At 72.6% G+C, this 23759-nt stretch carries 16 protein-coding genes; 8 read left to right on the top strand and 8 right to left on the bottom strand.

Annotated features, from left to right (window positions below):
- Window positions 1–7: 7 nt before the first annotated feature.
- A complete protein-coding gene (locus tag AC3IX6_RS30030; RefSeq protein WP_489366276.1) occupies window positions 8–1192 on the top strand; it encodes an AAA family ATPase in 1185 nt (394 codons plus the stop codon).
- A gap of 97 nt (window positions 1193–1289) precedes the next feature.
- Here the strand turns inward: AC3IX6_RS30030 and AC3IX6_RS30025 are convergent, their stop codons facing one another.
- The 7 genes from AC3IX6_RS30025 to AC3IX6_RS29995 form a co-directional block, all read right to left on the bottom strand.
- A complete protein-coding gene (locus tag AC3IX6_RS30025; protein WP_489366274.1) occupies window positions 1290–2540 on the bottom strand; it encodes a vWA domain-containing protein in 1251 nt (416 codons plus the stop codon).
- Window positions 2537–3799, bottom strand: coding sequence for an AAA family ATPase (locus AC3IX6_RS30020; RefSeq protein WP_489366272.1), 1263 nt, complete (start codon window positions 3797–3799; stop codon window positions 2537–2539). The genes AC3IX6_RS30025 and AC3IX6_RS30020 overlap by 4 nt, the downstream gene beginning before the upstream one ends.
- 59 nt (window positions 3800–3858) lie before the next feature.
- Window positions 3859–5325 carry a hypothetical protein gene (locus tag AC3IX6_RS30015; protein WP_489366271.1) on the bottom strand — a complete coding sequence of 489 codons (1467 nt, stop codon included), beginning with the start codon at window positions 5323–5325 and terminating at the stop codon, window positions 3859–3861.
- 114 nt (window positions 5326–5439) lie between these two features.
- Window positions 5440–5883: a phosphatase PAP2 family protein gene (locus tag AC3IX6_RS30010; RefSeq protein WP_489366269.1), complete on the bottom strand. Its 444-nt coding sequence runs from the start codon at window positions 5881–5883 to the stop codon at window positions 5440–5442.
- Between the two features lie 206 nt (window positions 5884–6089).
- On the bottom strand, window positions 6090–6449 hold the full coding sequence (locus AC3IX6_RS30005; RefSeq protein ID WP_489366268.1) for a hypothetical protein: 360 nt from the start codon (window positions 6447–6449) through the stop codon (window positions 6090–6092).
- A gap of 47 nt (window positions 6450–6496) precedes the next feature.
- Window positions 6497–8149 carry an amidohydrolase gene (locus AC3IX6_RS30000; protein ID WP_489366266.1) on the bottom strand — a complete coding sequence of 551 codons (1653 nt, stop codon included), beginning with the start codon at window positions 8147–8149 and terminating at the stop codon, window positions 6497–6499.
- A 263-nt stretch (window positions 8150–8412) separates the two neighbouring features.
- Window positions 8413–9810: a purine-cytosine permease family protein gene (locus AC3IX6_RS29995; protein WP_489366265.1), complete on the bottom strand. Its 1398-nt coding sequence runs from the start codon at window positions 9808–9810 to the stop codon at window positions 8413–8415.
- A 225-nt stretch (window positions 9811–10035) separates the two neighbouring features.
- Between AC3IX6_RS29995 and AC3IX6_RS29990 the strand changes: the two genes are divergently transcribed.
- A complete protein-coding gene (locus AC3IX6_RS29990; RefSeq protein ID WP_489371602.1) occupies window positions 10036–10593 on the top strand; it encodes a TetR/AcrR family transcriptional regulator in 558 nt (185 codons plus the stop codon).
- Between the two features lie 149 nt (window positions 10594–10742).
- On the opposite strand, the gene adhE is transcribed toward AC3IX6_RS29990, so the two are convergent.
- A complete protein-coding gene (gene adhE / locus AC3IX6_RS29985) occupies window positions 10743–13379 on the bottom strand; it encodes a bifunctional acetaldehyde-CoA/alcohol dehydrogenase (RefSeq protein ID WP_489366264.1) in 2637 nt (878 codons plus the stop codon).
- Window positions 13380–13678: 299 nt separating this feature from the next.
- Between adhE and AC3IX6_RS29980 the strand changes: the two genes are divergently transcribed.
- The 6 genes from AC3IX6_RS29980 to fxsT all read left to right on the top strand — a co-directional run bounded on the left by AC3IX6_RS29980 (window position 13679) and on the right by fxsT (window position 23684).
- Entirely contained in the window at window positions 13679–14581 is a 903-nt protein-coding gene (locus AC3IX6_RS29980; protein ID WP_489366262.1) for an alpha/beta fold hydrolase, read from the top strand.
- A gap of 277 nt (window positions 14582–14858) precedes the next feature.
- The gene (gene fxsA / locus AC3IX6_RS29975) at window positions 14859–15023 is read left to right on the top strand and encodes an FxSxx-COOH cyclophane-containing RiPP peptide (RefSeq protein ID WP_489366261.1); all 165 of its coding nucleotides are present in this window, start codon (window positions 14859–14861) and stop codon (window positions 15021–15023) included.
- Window positions 15024–15052: 29 nt separating this feature from the next.
- The gene (gene fxsBH, locus AC3IX6_RS29970) at window positions 15053–17374 is read left to right on the top strand and encodes a radical SAM/SPASM protein FxsBH, inactivated beta-hydroxylase extension form (RefSeq protein WP_489366260.1); all 2322 of its coding nucleotides are present in this window, start codon (window positions 15053–15055) and stop codon (window positions 17372–17374) included.
- Window positions 17371–18225, top strand: coding sequence for an AAC(3) family N-acetyltransferase (locus tag AC3IX6_RS29965; RefSeq protein WP_489366258.1), 855 nt, complete (start codon window positions 17371–17373; stop codon window positions 18223–18225). The genes fxsBH and AC3IX6_RS29965 overlap by 4 nt, the downstream gene beginning before the upstream one ends.
- Before the next feature lie 43 nt (window positions 18226–18268).
- The gene (locus AC3IX6_RS29960) at window positions 18269–19699 is read left to right on the top strand and encodes a TIR-like protein FxsC (RefSeq protein WP_489371601.1); all 1431 of its coding nucleotides are present in this window, start codon (window positions 18269–18271) and stop codon (window positions 19697–19699) included.
- Window positions 19683–23684 (top strand): FxSxx-COOH system tetratricopeptide repeat protein, encoded by a 4002-nt coding sequence (fxsT, locus tag AC3IX6_RS29955; RefSeq protein WP_489366256.1) that lies wholly within the window; start codon window positions 19683–19685, stop codon window positions 23682–23684. Before AC3IX6_RS29960 ends, fxsT begins: the two co-directional genes overlap by 17 nt.
- Window positions 23685–23759 lie beyond the last annotated feature (75 nt).

The raw sequence follows: 23759 nt of genomic DNA, 5'->3' as shown, positions 1-23759 counted from the left end.
ACACCCCGTGATCACGACGCTCGCGGTGGAGAACTACCGCTCCCTGCGCAAGCTCATCGTCCCCCTCGGCCGGCTCACCGTGGTGACGGGCGCCAACGGCACGGGCAAGTCCAGCCTGTACCGGTCCCTGCGGCTGCTGGCGGACTCCGCACGGGGCGGCGCCATCGCGGCGCTGGCCCGGGAGGGCGGTCTGCCCTCCACCCTGTGGGCCGGCCCGGAGAAGATCGGGCGGGCGGTGCGCGAGGGCCGGTACGCGGTCGAGCCGACCGTGCGCTCGGAACCGGTGAGCCTGCGGCTCGGCTTCGCCGGGGACGAGTTCGGCTACGCGGTGGACTTCGGCCACCCCGCGCCGGTCGCCGGCTCGCTCTTCGGACTGGACCCCGAGATCAAACGGGAGTGCACCTGGGCCGGGCCGGTGCTGCGCCCCGCCGCCCTGCTCTCGGACCGCGCCGGGCCCGCCGTGCGCACCCGTACCGCGGACGGCGGCTGGCACCGCACCCAGGGCGCCCTGCGCCCGTACGACTCCATGCTCAGCGAGCTCGCGGACCCGCAACTGGCCCCCGACCTGCTGGCCCTGCGCGAACTGATCCGCTCCTGGCGGTTCTACGACCACGTCCGCACGGACGCCGAGGCGCCGGCCCGCACCCCGCGCGTCGGAACCCGTACGCCGGTACTCGCCGCGGACGGCTCCGACCTGCCGGCCGCGCTCCAGACGATCCGGGAGACCGGCGACCACGCGGCGCTGGACGCGGCCGTCGAGGCGGCCTTCCCGGGCAGCGGCGTGGCGGTCGCGGAACGGGACGGCCGCTTCGAACTGGAGCTGCACCAGCACGGGTTGCTGCGCCCGCTGGGCGCGGCGGAACTCTCCGACGGGACGCTGCGCTACCTGCTGTGGACGGCCGCCCTGCTGACCCCGCGCCCGCCCGCCCTGATGGTGCTCAACGAGCCGGAGACCAGCCTCCACCCCGACCTGCTGGGCCCGCTCGCGGACCTGATCCTGACGGTGGCCCGGACCACCCAGACGGTGGTGGTCACCCACGCCGCTCCCCTGGCGCAGGCGCTGGCGTCGGGCGTCCACCGCCACCGCGTGGACCTGCGGACCATCACCCTGCTCAAGGACTTCGGCCAGACCGAGGTGGCGGACCGCGAGGGCCCCCTGGACGAACCCCTCTGGTACTGGCCCAAGCGCTAGGCCGTCTCTTTCGGATCTTGCCTGGCCCGCGCCGCCCGGCAAGATCCGAAAGAGACGGCCTAGGGCCTGTCCCCGGCGTCCGGACACGTCCCCGACCTCAGCCGATGTCCACCACCCGGGCCCATTCGGGCGGCAGGTCCGGCACGTAGTCGGGGTCCTCCTCGTCCCACGATCCGCCCGACCCGACCCGGGCGAACAGCCCCACCACCGTGCGGCACGGCGGCCGCTCGTCCGGCCAGGGCGTCTGGCCGTCGGTCAGGACCACGATCACGTCCGGACGGGGCGTCGACCGCAGCGCCGTGGCGAAGCCCGTCCGCAGATCCGTGCCCCCGCCGCCCAGCAGGGGGATCCCCTCGGCGCGGCACAGGGGGTGGGCGATCCGGGCGGACGCGTCGCACGGCACCACCGTGACCAGGTCCCGGCGGCCGCCCACCGCGCGGGAGATCGCGGTGACTTCCAGGAGCGCGCTGCCCAGTTCGGTGTCGCTGACGGAGCCGGAGGTGTCGATGACCACGCTGACGCGGGGCGGCCTGCGCCGCAGGCTCGGCAGCACGGCTCCCGGCACCCCGGCCGAACGCCGCGAGGGCCGGCTGTACGTGTAGTCGTCGCCCGCGCCGGAGCCGGAGGTCGCCGACCGGACGGCCGCCCCCAACAGCGCCCGCCACGGTTGCGGCGGGTGGAACGCCTCCTCCGCCCAGCGTTTCCATCCCCGCGACCCGCTTCCCGGCCGGCCGGTGATGCCCTGCGCCACCCGGAACCGGACCGCGTCCCGTTCCTGCTCGCTGAGACCGTCCGCGCCGTCCGCGCCGAGGTCCCACTCCCGTTCCAGCCCGTCGGCGCCGCTCCCGCAGTCCAGCCAGGCCATGTGCTGCGTGTGCGGCCCGAGCCCGAACTGCGTCAGGTACTCCTCCATGAGCTGCCCCTCCGGCAGCCCCACGGCCGCCGGCTGGACAGCGCCCTCGGGCCGGAGCAGCCCGTCGCCGTACGCGTCGTCGTTGATCTCGAAGTCGGCCGCGATGTTCATCCGCAGCCGCTCCCCCGGGCCGGTCAGCCCGCGCTCCCGCGCGACCCGGTCCCCGCGCCCGTGGTGGTCGCGCAGCAGGTGGGACACCTCGTGCACCCAGACCGCTGCGAGTTCCTCCACGGAGGTCCGCTCGACGAAGCCCGGCGAGGCGTAGCACCGCCAGTGCGGGTCCACGGCCATCGTCGGCACCCGGCGCGATTCCACGACGCGCAGCGCGAACAGCGCCGTGGCCAGGTACGGCCGCACGCGTACGGCGTGCAGCCGGGCGGCGTACAGCTTGTCCAGGTCCAGGGCCACCGGCGGTGCGGGGGTCACGGGCGTCATCGGCCGGCCTTGACGGGTGCGCCCGACCGGGCGGCCGCCCGGTCGGCGCGCCGGGACAGGGCCACGGCTCCGGCGAGCCGGTCGATCGCCTCCGGGACCTCCCAGTCCGCGCGGCGCAGCGCGGCGAGCGTGCTCGCGGGGACGACCACCAGATCCGGTGCGCCGGTTTCCAGTGCCCGGGCCAGGAGCGCCCACGCCGCGTCCCAGCGGGACTTCTCCGGGCGCCCCCGCACCGCCTCGACCACACCGTCGAGGACGGCTTGGCGCAGGTCCCCGCGCTCGGGCAGGACGGCTCCCGCCGGGTCGGCGAGCAGGGACTCCGGGTCCGGGAGGTCCAACCGGTCCAGGCTCGCCAGCAGTTCCAGTCCGGGACCGTCTCCCACGGTTCCCCTGACCAGCAGGGACAGTACCTCCCGGGAGGAGCCGGCCGCGGTCGCGAAGGCGATCAGGCAGAGCGTCATCTCCCAGCTCCGGGGGGAGGGCCAGGGGCCGCCCCGGCGGGTTTCGCCCGAGGGCAGCAGGTGGACGAGCTTGGGCCGGGCGGCGAGCAGCCCGCACACCGCTCGGCGGGCGAAGTCCACGGCTTCCGGGAGCCGTTCGGGGTCGAGCCGGGGCAGGGTGGCGCGGGGCCAGGTCCCGCCGAGGCCGCGTACCACCACGTCCTGGTCGTGCGTCCACTGGAGGTGGACGAAGCGGTTGGCCAGCGGCGGGCTCAGCTCCCAGCCGTCCGCCGCGGAGGACCGGGGGTTGGCGGCGGCCACGATCCGGACCTCGGGCGGCAGCCGCAGGGAGCCGATCCTCCGCTCCAGTACCAGGCGGAGCAGGGCCGCCTGCACGGCCGGCGGTGCGGTGGACAGCTCGTCGAGGAACAGCAGCCCCCGGCCGGCCCGTACGAGGCGCACCGCCCAGTCCGGCGGGGCCATCGGCACGCCCTGCTCCGCGGGGTCGTCCCCGACGATGGGCAGGCCGGAGAAGTCGGACGGCTCGTGCACGCTGGCGATGACGGTGGTCAGCGGCAGGTCCAGGGATGCGGCGAGCTGCGTCAGGGCCGCGGTCTTGCCGATCCCCGGCTCACCCCACAGGAGGACGGGCAGGTCGGCGGCCACGGCCAGGGTCAGGGCCTCCAGCTGGACGTCGGGGCGCGGTTCGGTCGCCGTATCGCGCAGCAGGGCCAGCAGACCTGCGGCGACGTCGAGTTGGCCGGTACCGGCGGGGGCGGTGGCGGTGGCGGGCGGGGCGGTCTGGGCGTAGGAGCGCATGCGGAATCACCTTTGGGTGTGTGGCGGGAAGGGGGAAGGGGGTACTACAGGGCGCCGGGTCAGCGGCGGGTGGCCTGCCGCGGATGCGAGCGCTCGGTGCGGCGCGGACGGGGAGAGCGGTAGCCGGCCTGGGCGCGAACGGCGGCCGGTTCGGCCAGGCCCGCCCGGAAGAGTCCGTAGGTGACCCGCCGGAGCGCGGCCGCCTCCAGTTCGTCCCGCAGCGGGCCGTCGCGCAGCAGCGCTCCGGGACCGAGCAGTCCCTCTACGACGGCCAGGGCGCCGGCGGTGTCGCCGTGGTCGAGGCGTTCACGGACGCCGGAGAGGGAGTCCGGGCGGCGGTGCGCCTCGTCGATGGCCCGCAGACAGGGCAGCGGCGTACCGGTCAGCGCGACCAGCAGCTCCTCGCGGCGGATCTCGGCCGGGTCGTGGTCCAGCGGGGCCAGCACCCCGTCGACCAGGCCGATCCGGTGCCGGGCACCCCGGCAGTCCACCAGGCGCGGTCCCCCCGCCCGGTCCGCGGCTCCGGCGGGCCGCGGCGGCGACCAGTCCGGTACGAGGGCCCGGCCGACCAGGGGGTGCAGCCGGTCGGCGTCGATCGCCCCGGTACGGAGCAGCTCCAGGTCGGGCAGCACCCACGTCGCCGCGTCGGGCAGCGCCGGCGGGGCGGGGGCGCCCGCAACCACGGACGCGGCTGCGGAGATCCGCCCGGCACCATCGCCGACGCCGTCCCCGTCTCCGCCTCCGTCCCCGCGCAGGTGCACGTACAGCCGGTGCCGGGACCCGAGTCGCACGGTGACCGTGCCGCCGGAGCGTCCCTCGGCACGGAGCACGAGGCCCGCTTCGGCCACCCACCGGTCGACGGCGCAGCCGGGCACCGGGGGCAGCGCTCCCGGCAGGACGGGATCCACCGCGGGATCCACCGCGGGCCCCGCACCGGCGGGCGGCCGGTCGGCCCCGGACCTGGAGCGGAGCTCGTCGCTACGGCGGGCGTCCCACAGGTGGCGGTGCAGATCGAGGCGGAACCGCGGATGCGGGTGCGCATGGGGATGGGGATGCCGACCGGCCCCCGGACGGCGGCGGGCGGCGTCCTCGGAGCGGGCCGCGTCCCACAGGGCGAGGCTGATCCGCTGCCCGTACTCCGCCCAGGCCGGTGGAGTACGGGCCACGAGGTGGACCGGGCGTGCCCCGCCGGGCCCCGCGTCCCCGTACCGGGCCAGCGCGATGGTCAGCCCGGGGCGCAGCAGTCCGTCCGGGGCGATCCTCGGCAGGTGCCAGCGCAGCAGGTCGGGAGCCAGGTGGCGGAGGTCGGCCCGGATCCGGGCCGCGAGGTCGCGGCCGTGGGTGCGCGCCAGGACGCGCAGGTCGAAGTCCACGTCGACGGCGGCCGCGGCGCACGCCCCCGCCCAGTCTCCGGCGGAGCGGCGGGCGGTCGCGGTCTCGATCATGGAGGGCGGCACGGCGAACTCGCGCACGCGCAGCCAGTAGGAAGGGCGGGAAGGAGCCCCGTTCGCGGTCTGAGTGAGCATCAGCACTCACCTTGCGCGGACGGGACCCCCGATCTCTGTGTACGGGAAGTCGTCATCGCGGCGAGACTAACGCCCCCTCCCCCGGGCCCGCCAGGTATTTCATGACCGGTCGGCTCAGCCCAGCGGGGCGAGCAGGGTGCCCGCGCGGTGCAGGGCATGGCGGCCGACCGCCTTGCCGAGGGTCACGCCCGCCTCGTCGGCGGAGCGGGTGTGGATGCCCGAGAAGATGCGGGCGTCGACGTTCTCGCGGGTCAGCTGCTCCCAGCTGGTGCAGGTCCGCTGGACGCCGGGAGCCGTCGGGCTGGTGAGGGCGAAGGGGGCCGTACGGGGGTCCGCGAGGGCGTCCAGGATCACCTCGGCGGCGCCGGAGGAGGTGGTGTGGCCGCTGGGGTAGTCCGGGTGGGCCGGGGTCGCGTGGAGCGGGGTCCAGGTCCGGTCGGGGGCGATGGCGCCGGTGCGGATCGCGGTGACCGGGCGCCAGCGGGTGTACGCGTAGCCGACGACTTCGGGGCGGAAGGACCGGACGGGCCGGACGGGGCCCTCACCGACACAGCGCACCGGCGACGTGCATGAAGTCGATCGCACGCCGCTTGGTCGGCCCGGGAGCTCTCATGGCCATGCACCGAAGCTGGCCACCGGTCGCCGCACCCCACGACACCCGTTGTCCGTAAGGCCTGTTCAGCCACAGGCCTGTAGTGCGCCCGTCATGATCGCGTTACGCACGACGGCCGGGGGCGGGGCTGGGCCGGCGGCGACCCGAGCCGTCAGACCCAGTCCGCCGGGTCGGGGATTCCGAGGATCCGGGCAGCCCGGCCGGCCTCGCCTTCGTACACCTGGAAGTCGATCCGCCGCCCGTCCGGGGCCCGGTACTCCAGCACCCGCAGCCCCGGCCGCCAGCTCTCCCGAACAACCGCCGGGCCCCCAACGGCCAGCACGACCGCCGGGCGCAGCGGCGCTTTGAAGCTCGCGCCGACGCCGTCCGCGCCGGTGACGAGCTTCCCGCCCCCGAAGAACCGCCGACGCGCCCCCTGCCGCCAGCGGGCCTGGCAGGGGACGGCCACCGCGGCGCCGGCGTCGGCCGCCGCCGCCCGCCGCTCCACCCCGCGGCTCACGGCCCTGCGCACGTACGTCCATACGGTCTCCCGGGCCCACGGCGAAAAGTTCCGCCAACCTACCCGGCCCGGTGGACCACCTCGCCCGCGACCACCACGGTTTCGGCCACCGTGCCGGGGATCTGTTCCGGGGCCACCGCGAGGATGTCCCGGGAGAGGATCACGAAGTCGGCCGCCTTGCCGACCGTGAGGGAACCCCGGTCCTCTTCAAGGAAGTTGGCGTACGCGGAGCCCATCGTGTAGCCGTACACCGCCGTCCGGGCGTCCACCGTCTCCTGCTCCTGCCAGGGCTCGCCGCCGGCCAGCGGGCGCCGGGTCAGGGCCGTGTAGATGCCGACCATCGGGTCCATCTCGGCGACGTTCCAGTCGCTGGAGAAGGCCAGGACGGCGCCCGCCTCGGCGAGGCTCCGCATCGGCCACGCCTTGTGCCAGCGGTCCTCCCCCACGTTCTCCGCCCAGTCCTGGCCCGGCCCGGCGATCTCCGGGGCGCAGTGCCGGGGCTGCATGCAGGCGACCACGCCGAGCTCCGCGAAGCGCGGTACGTCCTCGGGGTCCAGGCATTCCACGTGCACCACCTGGTGGCGGGCGTCGCGCGGGCCGTTCACCGCCCGTGCGTGCTCGACGGCGTCGAGGACCGTACGAATGCCCCGGTCGCCGGTGGCGTGGACGAAGCACTGGAACCCGCGCGCGTCCAGCCGGGCGAGGAGCTCCGCGAACTCCTCCGCGGGGTAGAAGGTCTCGCCCCGGTGCGCTCCGCAGCCGGTGTACGGCTCCAGCAGCGCGGCCGTGCGCGGTTCCACCACGTCGTCGATGTAGAGCTTGAGGGGGCCCACCCGGAAGCGGTCTCCGGCGTGCACCTTGGCCGCCGCCTCGAAGAGGTCGAGGTCCTCCTCGGTCGTACCGCGCGGGTGGAACAGCGCGGCGACGATCCGCGAGCGCAGCCGGCCCTCGGCGCGCGCCCGGTCGTACAGTTCCAGGTCGTCGAGGGAGTTCTGCGGTTCCACGACGGTGGTGATGCCGAAGCGGATCGCGTCGTCGAGGCTCTTGGCGAGGCGCCCGTACTGGCGGTCCGGGGAGGCCCACGGCACGCCCAGGTCGCGCAGCGCGCGGTGGCCGTCGCGGGAGAGCCCCTTGATGGCGAAGTCCTTGACGAACCCGGTGGGTTCACCGGTCTCCGGGTCCACGGCGGCCGTCCCGAAGGGCAGGTCGGTACGGTCCTTCGCGACGCCGAGCCGGTGCATGGCCGCCGTGTTCAGCCAGGCCGTGTGGACGTCGTACGAGAGCACGATCGCGGGGGTGTCCCCGGTGACCGGGTCCAGGTCGGCGGCGGTGGGCATGCGGCCGCCGGGGATCGCGGAGTAGTCGAAGGCCTCGGCCTCGATCCACTCGGCCTCGGGGTTGGCCTCCCGCCACGCGCCGATCCGGTCGAGGATCGCTTCGAGCGTCCGCACCCCGGCGAGCTGCACGCACGCGTCGTCGGAGCCGAGCCGGACGTGGTTGTGTGCGTCGATGAATCCCGGCAGGACGAGCCGGCCGCCCGCGTCGATCCGCTCGGTGTCCGGGCCCGCCCAGTCGGCGGCCTCCGCGTCCGGGCCGACCCAGACGATCCGCCCGCCCCGCACGGCGAGGGCTTCGGCCTCGGGCAGCTCGGGGTCGACGGTGTGGATGCGGGCTCCGGTGAGGAGCAGATCGGCGGGGGCGGCGTACGACATGGGGTGGTGCTCCTGTGCAGAGGGGATACGGGGAGACGGTCGGCCGGGAGGCGGAGCCTCGGGCGGCCGGAGGAGCCGGGGAGGACCGGAGGAGCCGGGGAGGACCGGAGGAGAGGCGGGAGGCCCCGGGAGGGACCGTGGTAGGTGCCGGCAGGCCCCGGGAGAGGCCGGGGAGGTGCCGGCAGAACCCGGGAGAGGCCGGGAGGTGCCCGAGGGACGCAGGGAGGTGCCCGAGCCGGCCCTCAGGCGACCTCAGGCAGCCCTCAGGCGGCCGGGACGTAGGCGGGCGTCCGCCGGGCGAGGGCCCAGTACGTGAGCCCGGCGACGACCGAGCCGAGCAGGGTGAGGTCGGCGCCGCCGAGCGGGGCCACGAGCGGCCCGGTCCAGAGCGCGGAGTCGCAGGTCAGGGCGGCGAAGGCCATGCCGGCGAGCAGGGCGGTCATGCCGGCCGGGTGGTAGCCGGAGCGGTACCAGTAGGCGCCCTCGCTCCCGGCGTGCAGCGCGTCGGAGTCGTAGCGACAGCGGCGCAGCAGCATGTCGGCGAGGAAGACGCCGCCCCAGGGGGCGAACACGATGATCAGGAGGGAGAGGAAGGAGAGCAGCGAGGTGGTGAAGTCGGTGAGGAAGAGCGCGGCGAGCGATCCGGCGGCGGTCACGGCGGCGCTGACCACGATGGCCCGGGCCCGGCTCCACGGGATGCCGAGGACCTGGAGGTTCAGGCTGGAGGAGTAGAGCGTGATGATCGAGTTGGTGACGGAGCCGCCGAGGACCAGGGCCAGGAACAGCGGCTGGAACCAGCCGGGCAGCAGGCTCTCGGCCCCGGCGACGGCGTCGGTCATGTCGGTCTGGGTTGCGGCGGCCACGCCGGCGATCCCGAGGGCGACGGAGGAGACGAACCCGCCGAGCGCACCCATCCAGGTGATCGACTTCAGCGAGGTGGTGCGGGGCAGGTAGCGGGTGTAGTCGGCGGGCATCGGCAGGTACGAGAACGGCCCGGCGAGCATCACGACGAAGGCCAGGCTCCAGCCGGACAGGCCCGGGGCCAGGGCGTCGGCCGGGGCGGTGGTCTCGGTGCCGGGCAGGACGAAGACCAGCAGGGCGCCGAAGCCGACGGCCAGGACGTAGGCCATCCAGCGCTCGGCGAACTGCACCGTGGCGTGCCCCCACATGGCGACGGCGAAGGTGAGCGCGAGGGTGATGCCGAGCGCGGCGGCCCGGACCAGGGTGCCCTCGCCGAGGCCGATCTCGGCGAAGAAGACCTCCAGCGCCAGGGTGCCGACGACGGTGTTGACGATGGTGTAGCCGATGCTCACCACCCAGTTGAGGACGCCCGCCGGCCAGTTGCCCCGTACGCCGAAGGCGGCCCGGGAGATGACCAGGGTGGCGGTGCCGGTGCGGATGCCGCTGAGGCCGGCGGCGCTGATCGCGAAGAAGGACAGTCCGCTGATCACGACCACGGCGGTGGCCTGCCAGAAGCTGAGGCCGAAGGCGACGGCGAGGGCTCCGTTGATCACGTAGGTGAAGGTCAGGTTCGAACCGAACCAGAGCCAGAACAGGTCCTTGGCCCCGCCGTGCCGCTCGGCGTCGGGGATGGGGTCGATGCCGTGCGTCTCGACTCTGAAGACCTCGTCGACGTCGGCCGTCGTCTCCTGCTGTGCCATGCGTCTGCCCCTGACCTTCGGCGGTGAGCCGTGAACCACGAACCGTGAACGGACCTTGAACGGCGTTCTAAGTTCTTGAATGGCATTCAAGATGCGCTCCCGACCCGGACCCCGTCAAGACCCTGTCCGGGATAAGGTCGGCCCACGAAGATCGGGAAGGCGGCACGGGTGGCAGGAGCGGCGGGAGCGGCACGGCGGCGCGACGGGCAGATCGCCCAGGAGCGGATGCTGGAAGAGGCCATGACGGCGATCGCCGAGGACGGGCTGGCGACGCTCACCATGTCCGCGCTCGCCGAACGGCTCGGCACCAGCGGCGGCCACATCCTGTACTACTTCGGCAGCAAGGACCGGCTGCTGCTGGCCGCCCTGAACTGGAGCGAGCAGCAACTGGCCGCGGAGCGCGCCCGATTGCTGGGCCGCCGGGTCACCGCACACCGCAAGCTCGCGCTCTTCCTGGAGCTCTACCTGCCCCGCGGCCCGCGCGATCCGCGCTGGACGCTCTGGATCGAGCTGTGGGCCCGCATCCCCTCGAACGAGCCGCTGCGCGCCGCCCAGCAGGAGATCGACGACGGCTGGCAGCGGGACCTGGAGGCGCTCCTCGCCAAGGGGGTGGAACAGGGCCGCTTCGCCGCCGGCCTGGACGTCCCCGCCCGGGCCTCGGAGCTGCTGGCGCTGCTGGACGGGCTGAGCACCCGGGTGGTGCTGGGCGAGCGCGGTGCCGACCGGGCCACCTCCCTGGAGCGCGCCCGCTCGGCCGCGGCCCTGCTGATCCCGCACACCTGATCCCGCACGCCTGATCCCGCACACCTGATCCCCCACGCCCGGGCCCGCCCGGACATGTGGAAAGCCCGCCCGGGCCTTAGCGTCCCGGGCGGGCTTTTCCGCTCCTTAGCGGAGGTTCTCAGGAAGAAGAAGGGTTGCTCCCCTCAGGGTCACTTCTTCTTGGCGGCGGCCTTCTTGGCCGGGGCGCCCTCGGCGTTGCCGTAGTACGCCTGGCGCATCAGCTGCTTCAGGTCGTCGATCATCGGCATCCGCGGGTTGGCGGGGGCGCACTGGTCGGCGTAGGCGTTCATGGCCTGGGTCGGCAGGGCCTCGATGAAGGCCTGCTCGTCCACGCCCTCCTCGGCGAAGGAGGAGGTGATCCCGCACTTGCTGCGGAGCTCCTCGACGGCCTTGGCGTAGGACTCGACGCCCTCGGCGGCCGTGGCGGCCGGCAGGCCCAGCATCTTCGCGATCTCCTGGAACCGCTCCGGGGCCCGGTAGACCTCGGCCTTGGGCCACGGGGTGGCCTTGTGGGTGACCGTGCCGTTGTGGCGGATCACGTGCGGCAGGAGCAGCGCGTTGGTGCGGCCGTGGGCGACGTGGAAGGTGTTGCCCAGGGTGTGCGCCATGGCGTGGACCATGCCCAGGAAGGCGTTGGCGAAGGCCATGCCCGCCACCGTGGAGGCGTTGTGCATCTTCTCGCGGGCCTCGGGGTCGTTCGGACCGTCGACCACGCAGCGCTGCAGGTTTTCGAAGATGAGCTTGATGGCCTGGAGGCACAGACCGTCGGTGTAGTCGTTCGAGTACGCGGAGACGTAGGCCTCGGTGGCGTGCGTCAGGGCGTCGAAGCCGGAGTCGGCGGTCACCTTGGGCGGGAGGCCCATCGGCAGCATCGGGTCGACGATGGCGACGTTCGGGGTCAGCGCGTAGTCGGCGAGCGGGTACTTCTGGGCCGCGGCCGGGTCGGAGATGACGGCGAACGGGGTGACCTCGGAGCCGGTGCCCGAGGTGGTCGGGATGGCGACCATCTTGGCCTTCTCGCCGAGCGAGGGGAACTTGTAGGCGCGCTTGCGGACGTCGAAGAACTTCTCCTTCGTGTCGGCGAACTCGACCTCCGGGCGCTCGTACATCAGCCACATGATCTTCGCGGCGTCCATCGGCGAGCCGCCGCCGAGGCCGATGATCGTGTCGGGCTTGAAGTCGCGCATCATCGCGGCGCCGGCCTGGACGGTGGAGAGCTCCGGGTTGGGCTCGACGTTGTCGATGATCTGGATCGACACGGCGCCCTCGCGGGCCTGCAGGATGTCGACGACCTTCTGCACGAAGCCGATGGAGACCATCGTCTTGTCGGTGACGATCGAGACGCGGCTGATGCCGTCCATCTCACCGAGGTAGCGGATGGAGTTGCGCTCGAAGTAGATCTTCGGCGGGACCTTGAACCACTGCATGTTGGTGTTGCGCCGTCCGATCCGCTTGACGTTGATCAGGTTGACCGCGGTGACGTTGTTCGACACCGAGTTGTGTCCGTACGAGCCGCAGCCCAGGGTGAGCGAGGGGAGGAAGGCGTTGTAGACGTCGCCGATGCCGCCGAAGGTGGAGGGCGAGTTGGCGATGACGCGGATCGCCTTGACCTTCTTGCCGAACTCCTCGACGAGCTCCTCGTCCTCGGCGTGGATGGCGGCGCTGTGGCCCAGTCCGTGGAACTCGACCATCGCGGAGGCCAGTTCGAGGCCGTGCTCGGTGTCCGAGGCCTTCAGGCAGGCCAGGATCGGGGACAGCTTCTCGCGGGTCAGCGGCTCGTTCTCGCCGACCTCGTTGCACTCCGCGAGGAGGATCGAGGCGTCGGCGGGGACGGTGAAGCCGGCCTGCTCTGCGATCCACTGCGGGGACTTGCCGACGACCGCCGGGTTCAGCTTGGCCCCGTTGGCGTCGGCCGCGTAGGCGGTGGTGCCGAAGACGAACTGCTCCAGCTTGGTCTTCTCGGCGGCGGAGACCACGTGGGCGCCGAGCCGCTTGAACTCGGCGAGGCCCGCTTCGTAGATCTCGGTGTCGAGGATGACGGCCTGCTCGGAGGCGCAGATCATGCCGTTGTCGAAGGCCTTGGAGAGCACGATGTCGTGGATCGCGCGGCCGAGCTTGGCGCTCTTGTGGACGTACGCGGGGACGTTGCCCGCGCCGACGCCCAGGGCCGGCTTGCCGCACGAGTAGGCGGCCTTGACCATGGCGTTTCCGCCGGTCGCGAGGATGGTGGAGACGCCCGGGTGGTTCATGAGGGCGCCGGTGGCCTCCATGGAGGGGGCGGTGACCCACTGGACGCAGTTCTCGGGGGCGCCGGCGGCGACGGCGGCGTCGCGGACGATGCGGGCGGCCTCGGCCGAGCAGTTCTGCGCGGAGGGGTGGAAGGCGAAGATGATCGGGTTGCGGGTCTTCAGGGCGATCAGCGCCTTGAAGATCGTGGTCGAGGTCGGGTTGGTGACCGGGGTCATCGCGCAGACGACGCCGACGGGCTCGGCGATCTCCGTGATGCCGTTCAGCTCGTCGCGGCGGATGACGCCGGCGGTCTTGAGCCCGCGCATCGAGTTCACGACGTGCTCGCAGGCGAAGAGGTTCTTGACGGCCTTGTCCTCGAAGAGGCCGCGACCGGTCTCCTCGACCGCCAGCTGGGCGAGCTCGCCGTGCTGGCTCAGCGCGGCCAGCGAGGCCTTCTTGACGATGTGGTCGACCTGCTCCTGGTTGAACGACGAGAACTGGTCGAGCGCCTTGAGCGCCCCCTGGACCAGTCCATCCACCATCTCGTTCGCCTGCATGGCAGGAACTCCTTCATTTCGACTCAACCTGAACCGCTTTCCTGATGACTCAATTCGACACCCAAAAGCGGAAGCCGTGCCGCCGAAAAAGCCCTTTCTCACCGGGCCGAAGGGCCGTTCACGACTGTTCACGCCCTCTCCATCACCACTCTGACCTGCATGGACACCTCGGGACCTAAGACCCCTGTGCGCTTGTGAAAACTTTCACAAGAATTTCGGGCGAAGTGCGCCCTACCGCGCTCCTCCCCCAGCGAGCACAATCACGGTGACGAGTCGCTTCGACCGTAGGGAGGGAGCGCGTGCGCAGTCAGGTACGCGTCGCGGACGGACGGAATCTGACGGTGGAGCGCTGGGGCGACCCGCACGGCAAACCCGTTTTCCTGCTCCACGGCATGCCCGGCAGCCGGCTGGGCCCCGCCCCCCGGGGCATGGTCCTGTACCAGCGCCGGATGCAGCTCATCGCCTACGACCGGCCCGGCTACGGGGGCTCCGACCGCCATCCGGGCCGCACCGTCGCCGACGTGGCCACGGAGGTGGCCGCGATCGCCGACTCCCTGGGCCTGGACAGCTTCGCCGTGGCCGGCCGCTCCGGCGGCGCCCCCGGCGCGCTGGCCTGCGCCGCCCTGCTCCCCGACCGGGTCACCCGGACCGCCGCGCTGGTCTCCCTGGCCCCCCGGGACGCGGAGGACCTGGACTGGTTCGAGGGCATGTCCCCCTCGAACATCCGGGAGCACTCCACCGCCGGCCGGGACCCCGAGGAGCTCGCCGCCCGGCTGATCCCGCGCGCCGCCGGGATCGCCGAGGACCCCGGCCGGCTCCTGGACGAGCTGCGCCGCGAGCTCACCGACAGCGACCGCATGATCGTCGCGGACGCGGGGCTGCGGGCCATGCTGCTGCGCAACTACCGCGAGGGGGTCCGCACCTCCGCCTACGGCTGGATCGACGACGCCATCTCCTTCAGCAGCCCCTGGGGCTTCGACCCGGCCGACATCCGCTGCCCGGTGCTGATCTGGCACGGCGAGCTCGACGTGTTCTCCCCCGTGGGCCACTCCCGCTGGCTGGCCGGCCGCATCCCGGGTGCCACCACGAACATCGACCCGGCCGCCGCGCACTTCGCGGCGCTGCGCGCCCTGCCCGACGTACTGACGTGGCTGCTCAGGGAGGTGCCCGTGCCTCCCATCAACGAGCAGCAGCCGGCGTAGGAGGAGGGCGCCACGGGGGCCGCGAGGAAGGCCGGCGGGAAATGGATCTTGCCTTTGGGTAAACGCCCGGCACGGAAGACCCGTCGAATTCGTTCACCCATGCCACGGGCGCGTGATCGTTCGTCATGTCCATTGGACCGAGAGGTCACATTGTGAGAACCCGCGTCCAGGTTTAGCGAGCCGAAGGGGCCATGGGCAGGTAAAGTCCGCGCCAGACACTGGCTCTCCTCGCCATTGTCCCCTTCCCATTCCCCATGACCTCCCCGAGGACGGCGTCATGAACACCTCCGCAACCCACCCGGCCAGCACCGTCACGGCCCTCCGCGTCCCGCTCGACCGGATCGATGTCCGCGGTGCGCGCGCGGCCGCGACCCTGGGTCGCGTCCTCCCGACGGAATCCGGCCGAAAGGTTCAGACGCCCATCTTCAACTCTGCACTCTGACGAGGAAGTCAGCGCTCTAGACTGGTGGAATGACCGGCCTGATCGCTTTTCGCGAGATCGTCCTGAAAGTTCACAGCAGATGCGATCTTGCTTGTGATCATTGCTACGTCTACGAACACGCAGATCAGAGCTGGCGCGGCCGGCCCAAAGTGATCTCCCCCGAGGTGATCGCACAGACCGCGTCGCGTCTCGCCGAACACGCAAGGACACACGCACTCCCCTCCGTCACGGTCATCCTTCACGGAGGGGAACCGCTTCTCGCGGGCACCGCCCGCCTCCGGCTCGTGTGCGAGGAGTTCACCCGCGCCCTCGACGGCATCGCCGCCCTCGACCTGCGCATGCACACCAACGGCCTGCAGCTCAGCCGCCGTTACCTGGACCTCTTCGCGGAGTTCGGCGTCAGCGTGAGCGTCTCCCTCGACGGGGACCGCGCCGCCAACGACCGCCACCGGCGCTTCGCCGACGGGCGCACCAGCCACCCCCTGGTCCTGGCCGCCGTGGACCTCCTGCGCACCGAGCCCTACCGCCACCTCTACCAGGGCCTGCTCTGCACCATCGACGTGGCCAACGATCCGGTGGCCGTCCTGGACGCCCTCGTCGAACTGGCCCCGCCGCGCGTGGACTTCCTCCTCCCGCACGCCACCTGGCAGACGCCCCCGGTCCGCCCCGACGAGGCCCCCGACACCTACGCGCGCTGGCTGCTGCGGGTCTTCGACCACTGGGACCGCCGCGGCCGCCCGGTCCCCGTACGGCTCTTCGACTCGCTGTTCTCCACCCTGGCCGGCGGCCCCAGCCTCACCGAGTCCCTCGGCCTCGCGCCCACCGATCTCGTCGTGGTGGAGACCGACGGGAACCTGGAACAAGTCGACTCCCTGAAGAGCGCCTTCGAAGGCGCCGCCGCCACCGGGTTCAACGTCTTCGACCACGCCTTCGACCTGGTCGCGGCCCATCCCGGGGTCCGCGCCCGGCAATTGGGCCTGGCCGGCGTCAGCGACGCGTGCCGCCGGTGCCCCGTCGTACGTTCGTGCGGAGGCGGGCTCTACACGCACCGCTACAAGGCCGGCCCCGAAGACCTCGCCGGCCCGGGAGACGCAGGGAACGGCGCCGGGAACGGCGCCGGGAACGGCGCCGGGAACTTCGACAACCCCTCCGTCTACTGCACCGATCTGCGCGAGCTCGTCGACGGCGTGGAGGGGCGTACGAGTGCCCGCGCGAGCGCGCCGGAACTGTCCGACCCGGCCGAGCTGGCCGGGTCCCAGGAGCAGCTGACCCGGGACCTGCTGGCCCTCTTGAACGACCGCCGCACGGGTGATTCCGACTGGGAGCGCGCCTGGCGGGTGCTGGGCGCCGTGGAGCGGGCCGGGCAAGCGGGCGCGCACGCGCTGGACGCCGTACTGGCCCACCCCTTCACCCGGACCTGGGTCATGGCCTGCCTCGACCCCGCCGCGCAGGAGCGCCCCGACGCCCCGCACGCGGCCCGCCGGCTGACCGCCCTGGCCGCCGCCGCCGTGCTGCGCGGCGGGCTCGACCTGCCCGCCGAGGTCGTCTACCGGGACGGCGAGGTCTACCTGCCGACGCTCGGCCTGCTGCGCCTGGGCGAGCCCGGCACCGAGGGGCGGGCCACCCTGCACGCCACCGACGGCGGGTACGCCGTCCGCGAGGAGGGCCGCCCCGAGCACCGCTTCGGGCCCGCCGCGGGTGACGCGCGCTGGCAGCCCGTACGCACCTGGTCGCCGGGGCCGGACACGGCCCCGGTGGCGCTGGAGGACCTGGATCCGCACCGCAACTGCTTCCCCCGCCCGCCCCGGCTGCGGCTCGGCGCCGGGGAGGCGGAGGAGTGGCGCGGGCGCCTCGACGCGGCGTGGGCGCTGTTGCACGCCTCGGTGCCCGAGTTCGCGCGGGCGGCCGCCACCGGGCTGACCACGCTGACCCCGCTCGCGGGCGGCCCCCGGGCCCGCGGCTGGGGCGAGGCCGGACGGCACGGTCCGGGCGCGCTCGGAGTGCCGTACGCGGCCGGGGTGGCGGAGACGGCGCTCGCGCTGCTGACCGGGCGGCGCCGGGCCGGGCTCCAGGCGCTGACCGAGGTGGCCGACCTGTACGCGCTGGACGGGGAATGGCAGCACCCCTCGCCGTGGCGGGAGCGCCCGGTCCCGGTGTCCCGGCTGCTGGCCGACGTGCACGAGCGGGTGGCCGTGGAGGCCTACCTGCGGGCGACCGCCACCGCCGAGCCGGGCGGGCTGGACCGGATCAACCGGGCGCTGGACCGGCTGTCGGGGGCGGCGGAGCTGACCACCACCGGAAAGCGGCTCGTGGAGCAGCTCCGCTGGGAACTGAAGGCGGTCGACGCGTGAGCGGCCCGCCGGGCCCCGGGGAAGCCGCCCGCCTCCCCCGGCCCGGCCCCGAAGGCCCCGACGGCCTGTCCGGCCCCCTGCACGCGCTCGGTGTCCGCCCCGGCGCGCGGCTCCTGGTGCACGCCTCGCTCGGCGGCACCGGTCTGCGAGCCGGGGAGCTGCGCGACGCCCTGCTGGCCGCCGTCGGCCCGGGCGGCACCCTCGCGGCTCCGGCCTTCACCCCGCAGAACTCCAGGACCTCCACCGCGCACCTGGCCCGGATCGCGGGCCTCTCCGAGGAGGGCGTACGGGCCTTCCGCGCACGGATGCCCGCCTTCGACCCGGCGCGCACCCCGAGCCACGGCATGGGGGTCCTCGCCGAAGCCGTGCGCACCGCCCCGGGAGCGGCCCGCAGCGGGCATCCGCAGACCTCTTTCTCCGCGGTCGGCGAAGGCGCCCGGGAACTGTGTGCGGAACATCCGCTGACCAGCCATTTGGGCGAGGAATCACCCCTGGGAAAGATGTGCGGGAAGGGGTGGGAGGTACTCATGATCAATGTGGGATTTTCCGTCTGTACCGCTTTCCACCTCGCGGAGTATCGAATTCCGAAGCCCCCCTTGCGCATGTACGAGTGTGTGGTGAAGGTGAACCATCCGGGGTCTTCGGAGGGGCAGCCCGAAGGGCCGAAGCGGGAAGGGTGGACCGCGTACGAGGACATCGCGCTGGATGACAGCGATTTCGCCGAGATCGGCAGGGCGTTCCCGGAAGGCCGGATACGCCGGGGGTGGATCGGCGGGGCATCGACCATGCTCTTCGCCCTTCCGTATGCCGTCGATCACGCGCTTGAATGGATGACCGAAAACAGACGCTGATTGACTGAACGATGAGGGGATGTGGCGGAGCAGCTCCGGAATGATGTTTCTTCGCTCGCATCTTCGGGACGGGGGTCGTGTGCCCGCATCAGTGCAGCCGTACTTTTTTCTCAGTTATGCGCATACACCGAGGTTCGGGGCGGGAGGACCGGACCCGGACATGTGGGTGGAGCGGCTTTTCCGCGATCTCTGCAGCCATGTCATGGCACTGACCAATCTGCCCGCGGGAGCCGAGGCCGGCTTCATGGACCGGGAGATACGCAGCGGTGAGGGCTGGTCGGAACGGCTCGGGGCGGCGCTCGCCACCTGCCGGGTCTTCGTCCCCCTGTTCTCGCCGCGCTACTTCGCCAGCGAAATGTGCGGGAAGGAATGGTTCGCCTTCGCGCAGCGCACCATCCACCACGTGGCGCTCAGCAATCAGCCGGCCGAGGCCATCGTGCCCGCGTTATGGGTGCCGGTACCGCCTTCCCAACTACCGCTCCCAGCCGAGCGGTTGCAGTTCAACCACAACACCTTCGGCGAGCGGTACGTCACCGACGGGCTGTACGGACTGATCAAACTGCGGGGCTACGCCGAGCAGTACGAGAGCGCCGTGTACGAGCTCGCCAAGCGGATCGTCCGGGTCGCCGAGACCGTCCGGCTCGATCCGATCCGGCCGCTCGACTACCGCCTCGTGCCCAGCGCCTTCGGCTCTCCGAACGGCACCCCCAGCAGCACCGCCCGCACCCTGCACGTCACCGTGGCCGCCGCCTCCCGGCACGATCTGCCCGAGGGCCGCAGCCCCGAGTACTACGGGGACAGCGCGCTGGACTGGAACCCGTACCACCCGGTCTCCCAGCGGCCCATCGCCTACGTGGCCGAGGACCTGGTCCGCAACCTCAACTACCAGACGACGGTGGGGTCGTTCGACGACGAAGCCGGGCACTTCGACTCCAAACAGCCGCCGACCCGGCCCGAGATCCTCATCGTGGACCGGTGGGCGGTGGAGGACGAACAGCGCCGGCAGCGCCTCGCCGCCTTCGACCAGGAGTCCCGGCCGTGGATCAACGTGGTCGTGCCGTGGAACCGGTACGACCACCAGAGCCGCGCGAAGGAGAGCGAGTTGGCGCACCGGCTCGAGGACACCATGCCCGTCAAGATGAGCCAGGGCCGGGCCGCCTGCCGGGCCGCCGCCAACGGCGTGGCCAACATGGAGACGCTCGGGCAGATCCTGCCGCAGGTGGTGGAGGCCGCCGCCCAGCAGTTCCTGAGACACGCCCAGGTCTACCCACCGGCCGGCAGCCCCGCGGGCGGCAGCGAGCGGCCCCGGCTGCTCGGTCCGATGGGGATGAACGGGCCGCCGGCCCCACCGCCCGCCCCCTTCCCGCCCACCGCGGGCGACACGGGCGACGGGTACGGCAGGTCCACCGGGTCCACCGGGCCCACAGACGACAACGACAACGACCGGGGGGACGCGGATGACATCGAGTCGTGACAGCCAGCACAGCAGCCGTGACGAGCACCGCGAGGGGCGCATCGTCACCTTCTACTCGTACAAGGGCGGCACCGGCCGCACGATGGCGCTGGCCAACACCGCCTGGATCCTCGCCGCCAACGGCAAGCGGGTCCTCGCCGTGGACTGGGACCTGGAGGCTCCCGGCCTGCACCGCTTCTTCCACCCCTTCCTGGACCCCTCCACCCTCGGGGCCACCACCGGCGTCATCGACCTGATCAGCGAGTACGCGTGGGCGGCCACCAGCCCGGTGCAGCGCGCCGACGACTGGCACAAGGACTACGCGCGGATCCAGCCGCACGCCGTCTCGCTCACCCCCGAGAACCTCGGCTGGGAGTTCCCCGACGGCGGAACCCTCGACTTCGTCTCGGCGGGCCGGCAGAACCGCGAGTACTCCGCGACCGTCTCCACCTTCGACTGGGACAACTTCTACGACCGCCTCGGCGGCGGGCTCTTCTTCGACGCCTTACGGGCGGACATGAAGCGGAACTACGACTACGTCCTGATCGACAGCCGCACCGGCCTCTCCGACATAGCCGACATCTGCACGGTCCACCTGCCCGACGTCCTGGTCGACTGCTTCACCCTGTCCGACCAGTCCATCGACGGCGCGGCCTCCGTGGCCCGGCAGATCGACGAGCGGTTCAACGACCGCGGCATCAAGATCTACCCGGTTCCGATGCGCATCGACGAGGGCGAGAAGGAGAAGGCCGACGCCGGCCGCGCCCTGGCCCGGATCAAGTTCGACCGCTTCCCCAACGGCCTGATCGGGGACGACCTCACCTCCTACTGGGGCGCGGTGGAGATCCCGTACCGCCCCTACTACGCCTACGAGGAGACCCTGGCCACCTTCGGGGACGAGGCCGGGCTCACCAACTCCCTGCTCTCCGCCTTCGAACGGCTCACCGCCGTCGTCACCGAGGGCGACGTCACCTCGATGCCCGCCATCGGCGAGGAGGTGCGGCTGCGCATCCGGGACGCCTTCACCCGGCGCCGCCCCGCCCTGCCCGCGGACCTCTTCCTCTCCTACGTCGCCGAGAACCGCATGTGGGCCGACTGGATCGAATCGGTGCTCACTCGGGCCGGCTTCCGGGTCGTCCCCCGGGACGTCTCCGCCGAACGGACCCCGGCCGCCGCGGGCGGCGACACCCTGGGCGGTACGGGGATCAGCGTCGACACCGCCGCGCGGACCGTGGTGCTGCTCTCCAGCGCCTACCTCAAGTCCGCCCGCGCGGTGGACGTGTGGGAGCGGGCCGCCGCCGAGGACCCGACCGGGGGCCGGCGCCAGCTGGTGCCGCTGCGGGTGGGCGACGTCCGCCTGTCCACCCCGTACATCGACCGCAATCCGGTGGACCTGTTCCGCCTCGACGAGGTGCACGCCACGACCGCGCTGCTGCGCGCGGTGGAACGGCCGATGGCGCTGCCCGACACCGTTGCCAGCGCCTCCGCGCCCGGCCCCCGCTTCCCGGGGACGGTCCCGAAGATCTGGAACGCGCCGCCCCGCAACCCCGGTTTCACCGGCCGCTCCATCGTGCTGGAGCGGATGCGCGACCAGCTCGGCGGCGGCATATCCGTGGTGCTGCCGCAGCCGCAGACCCTGTTCGGGCTCGGCGGCGTGGGCAAGACCCAGGTGGCGCTGGAGTACGTGCACCGCTTCATGGCCGACTACGACCTGGTCTGGTGGATCTCCGCCGAGCAGACCGACGACGTGGTCGCGGCCCTCGCGGAACTGGCCGTACGCCTGGGCGCGCAGACCGGCGAGGACATGTCGGCCGCCTCCCAGGAGGCGATCGACCTGCTGCGGCGCGGGGTTCCCTCCTCGCGCTGGCTGCTGGTCTTCGACAACGCCGACGACCCCGAGACGCTCAAGCGGTACTTCCCGCCGGGCGGCCCGGGGCACGTGCTGGTCACCTCCCGCAACCAGTCCTGGTCCCAGTACGGCGACGCCCTCCCGGTGGACGTGTTCCTGCGCGAGGAGTCCATCGAGCACCTCCAGCGCCGGGCCCCCGGGCTCAGCAAGGAGGACGCCGAGCAGGTGGCCGTGGCCGTCGGCGACCTGCCGCTGGCCGTCGAGCAGGCGGGCGCCTGGATCGCGGAGACCGCGACCCCGGTGTCCGCGTACATCGAGCAGCTGGCCCAGCAGGCCGCCCGCGTGCTGGCGCTGAACCAGCCGCCCGGCTACCCGGAGCCGGTGGCCGCCACCTGGAACGTCTCCATAGAACGGCTCCAGTCCCGCTCCCCCGCGGCCGTGCGGCTGCTCCAGCTGTGCGCCTTCTTCGCACCCGAGCCGATCTCGGCGAACCTGCTCTACAGCAAGGAGATGATCGACGCCCTCAAGCCGTACGACTCCTCCCTCCAGGAGAAGCTGGTCCTGGGCCGCGTCATCCGGGAGATCGGCCGGTTCGCGCTCGCCAAGGTCGACCAGGTCAGCAACAGCATCCAGGTCCACCGCCTGGTGCAGGCCGTCATCCGGGCGCAGCTCTCCGAGGAGGAGCAGCGCGAGGCCCGGCACGCGGTGCACCGGATCCTGGCGGGTGCCCGGCCGGACGACGACGAGCCGATAGACAACCCGGAGACCTGGCCGCGGTTCAACACCATCTGGCCGCACCTGACGCCCTCCGAGGCCCGGTTCTGCAAGGAGCCGGAGACCCGTCGGCTGCTGATCGACCGCGTGCGGTACCTCTGGAAGCGCGGCGACTTCAAGGCCGCGTACGCCCTGGGCGAGGAGCTGCGGGAGACCTGGCGCGAGACCCTGGGCGGCGACGACCTCCAGTACCTGTACCTGCGCTTCCACCTCTCCAACATCCTGCGTTCGCAGGGCCGGTTCGTGGAGGCGATGGAGCTGGACGAGGGCACGCTGGAGCGCCAGCAGGCGGCGCTGGGCGTCTCGCACCCGCACACGTACATGACCACCAGCGGTCTGGCGATGGACCTGGGCGCGCTCGGCCGCTACGGCGAGGCGATGGAGCTGGCCAACGCCGCGCACGAGGGCTTCGGGCAGATCTTCCACGAGGCCCACCCGCGGACCCTCGCGGCGGCGAACAACCTGGCGCTGAACCTGCGCATGATCGGCCAGTACGCGCGGGCCAGGGAGATCGACCAGGAGGTCTTCGACCGGCGCACCGAGGTGCTGGGCACGGACCATCCGTACACCCTGTCCTCGGCGCAGAACCTGGCGCGCGACCTGCGCGAGGTCGGCCGGTACGACGACTCGGTGCAACTGCTGAGCCGGACGTACGAGATCTACAAGCGGACCCTGGGCCGGGCCTTCCCCGGCACACTGTCGGCGGCCAAGAACCTCGCGGTCTCGCTGCGCAGGGCGGGGGACGTGGAGGACGCGCTGCGGCTGACCACGGCGACCCGCAACCGGTACCGGGCCAAGTACACCTCGGTCAACCCGGACCTGCTCGCCTGCGAACTGAACCTGGCCGCTGACCTGTTCGCGACCGGGGACCCGGGCGGGGCGCGGGACCTGGCCCAGGAGGTGGTGGACGAGTACGTGAAGGTGCCGGGCGAGCGGCACCCGTACACCCTGGCCGCGGTCAACAACCTCGCGGTGTTCCACTGGGGCACGGGGGCGGCGGACACCGCCGAGCCGATGCTGCGCCAGACCATCCGGCACATGCGCGAGGTGCTGGGCGACAACCATCCGCACACCATCTTCGCCAACCTCAACCTGGCCAACGCCCGGGCCGACCTGGGTGATCCGGAGGGCGCCCTGGAGCTGGAGCGGATCTCGGTGATGCGGCTGCGCGAGGCGCTGGGCGTGCACCACCCGGAGACCCTGGCGAGCGCCTCCAACATGGCGGTCAGCCTGGACATGATGGGCCGCAAGGAGGAGGCCAACCGGGTCCGGGCCGAGGCGGTGGCCGAGCTGACCCGGCTGCTCGGCGAGGACCACGGGCTGACGCGGTACGCCCGCGACGAGCGCCGGGTCCACCGGGACCTGGAGCCCCTGGCGGTGTGATCCGCGGGGGCGGCTCCCGCCGGGCGCCGCCCCCGCACCTCCCCGATCCATGGACGAACAGCAGACTGGGGGGTT

Source organism: Streptomyces sp. GL_141, assembly GCF_057834385.1.
The sequence above is the reverse complement of the archived record's forward strand: the minus strand, read 5'-3'. Positions and strand labels throughout refer to the sequence as shown.

Bases quoted from the DNA above. Each gene is read 5' to 3' on its own strand.
- AC3IX6_RS29960 (WP_489371601.1), top strand. From the start codon at position 18,269: ATGTTTCTTCGCTCGCATCTTCGGGACGGGGGTCGTGTGCCCGCATCA.
- AC3IX6_RS30000 (WP_489366266.1), bottom strand. From the start codon at position 8,149: ATGTCGTACGCCGCCCCCGCCGATCTGCTCCTCACCGGAGCCCGCATC.
- fxsBH (WP_489366260.1), top strand. From the start codon at position 15,053: ATGACCGGCCTGATCGCTTTTCGCGAGATCGTCCTGAAAGTTCACAGC.
- AC3IX6_RS30025 (WP_489366274.1), bottom strand. From the start codon at position 2,540: ATGACGCCCGTGACCCCCGCACCGCCGGTGGCCCTGGACCTGGACAAG.
- adhE (WP_489366264.1), bottom strand. From the start codon at position 13,379: ATGCAGGCGAACGAGATGGTGGATGGACTGGTCCAGGGGGCGCTCAAG.
- fxsA (WP_489366261.1), top strand. From the start codon at position 14,859: ATGAACACCTCCGCAACCCACCCGGCCAGCACCGTCACGGCCCTCCGC.
- AC3IX6_RS29995 (WP_489366265.1), bottom strand. From the start codon at position 9,810: ATGGCACAGCAGGAGACGACGGCCGACGTCGACGAGGTCTTCAGAGTC.
- AC3IX6_RS30015 (WP_489366271.1), bottom strand. From the start codon at position 5,325: ATGCTCACTCAGACCGCGAACGGGGCTCCTTCCCGCCCTTCCTACTGG.
- AC3IX6_RS30020 (WP_489366272.1), bottom strand. From the start codon at position 3,799: ATGCGCTCCTACGCCCAGACCGCCCCGCCCGCCACCGCCACCGCCCCC.
- AC3IX6_RS29990 (WP_489371602.1), top strand. From the start codon at position 10,036: ATGCTGGAAGAGGCCATGACGGCGATCGCCGAGGACGGGCTGGCGACG.
- fxsT (WP_489366256.1), top strand. From the start codon at position 19,683: ATGACATCGAGTCGTGACAGCCAGCACAGCAGCCGTGACGAGCACCGC.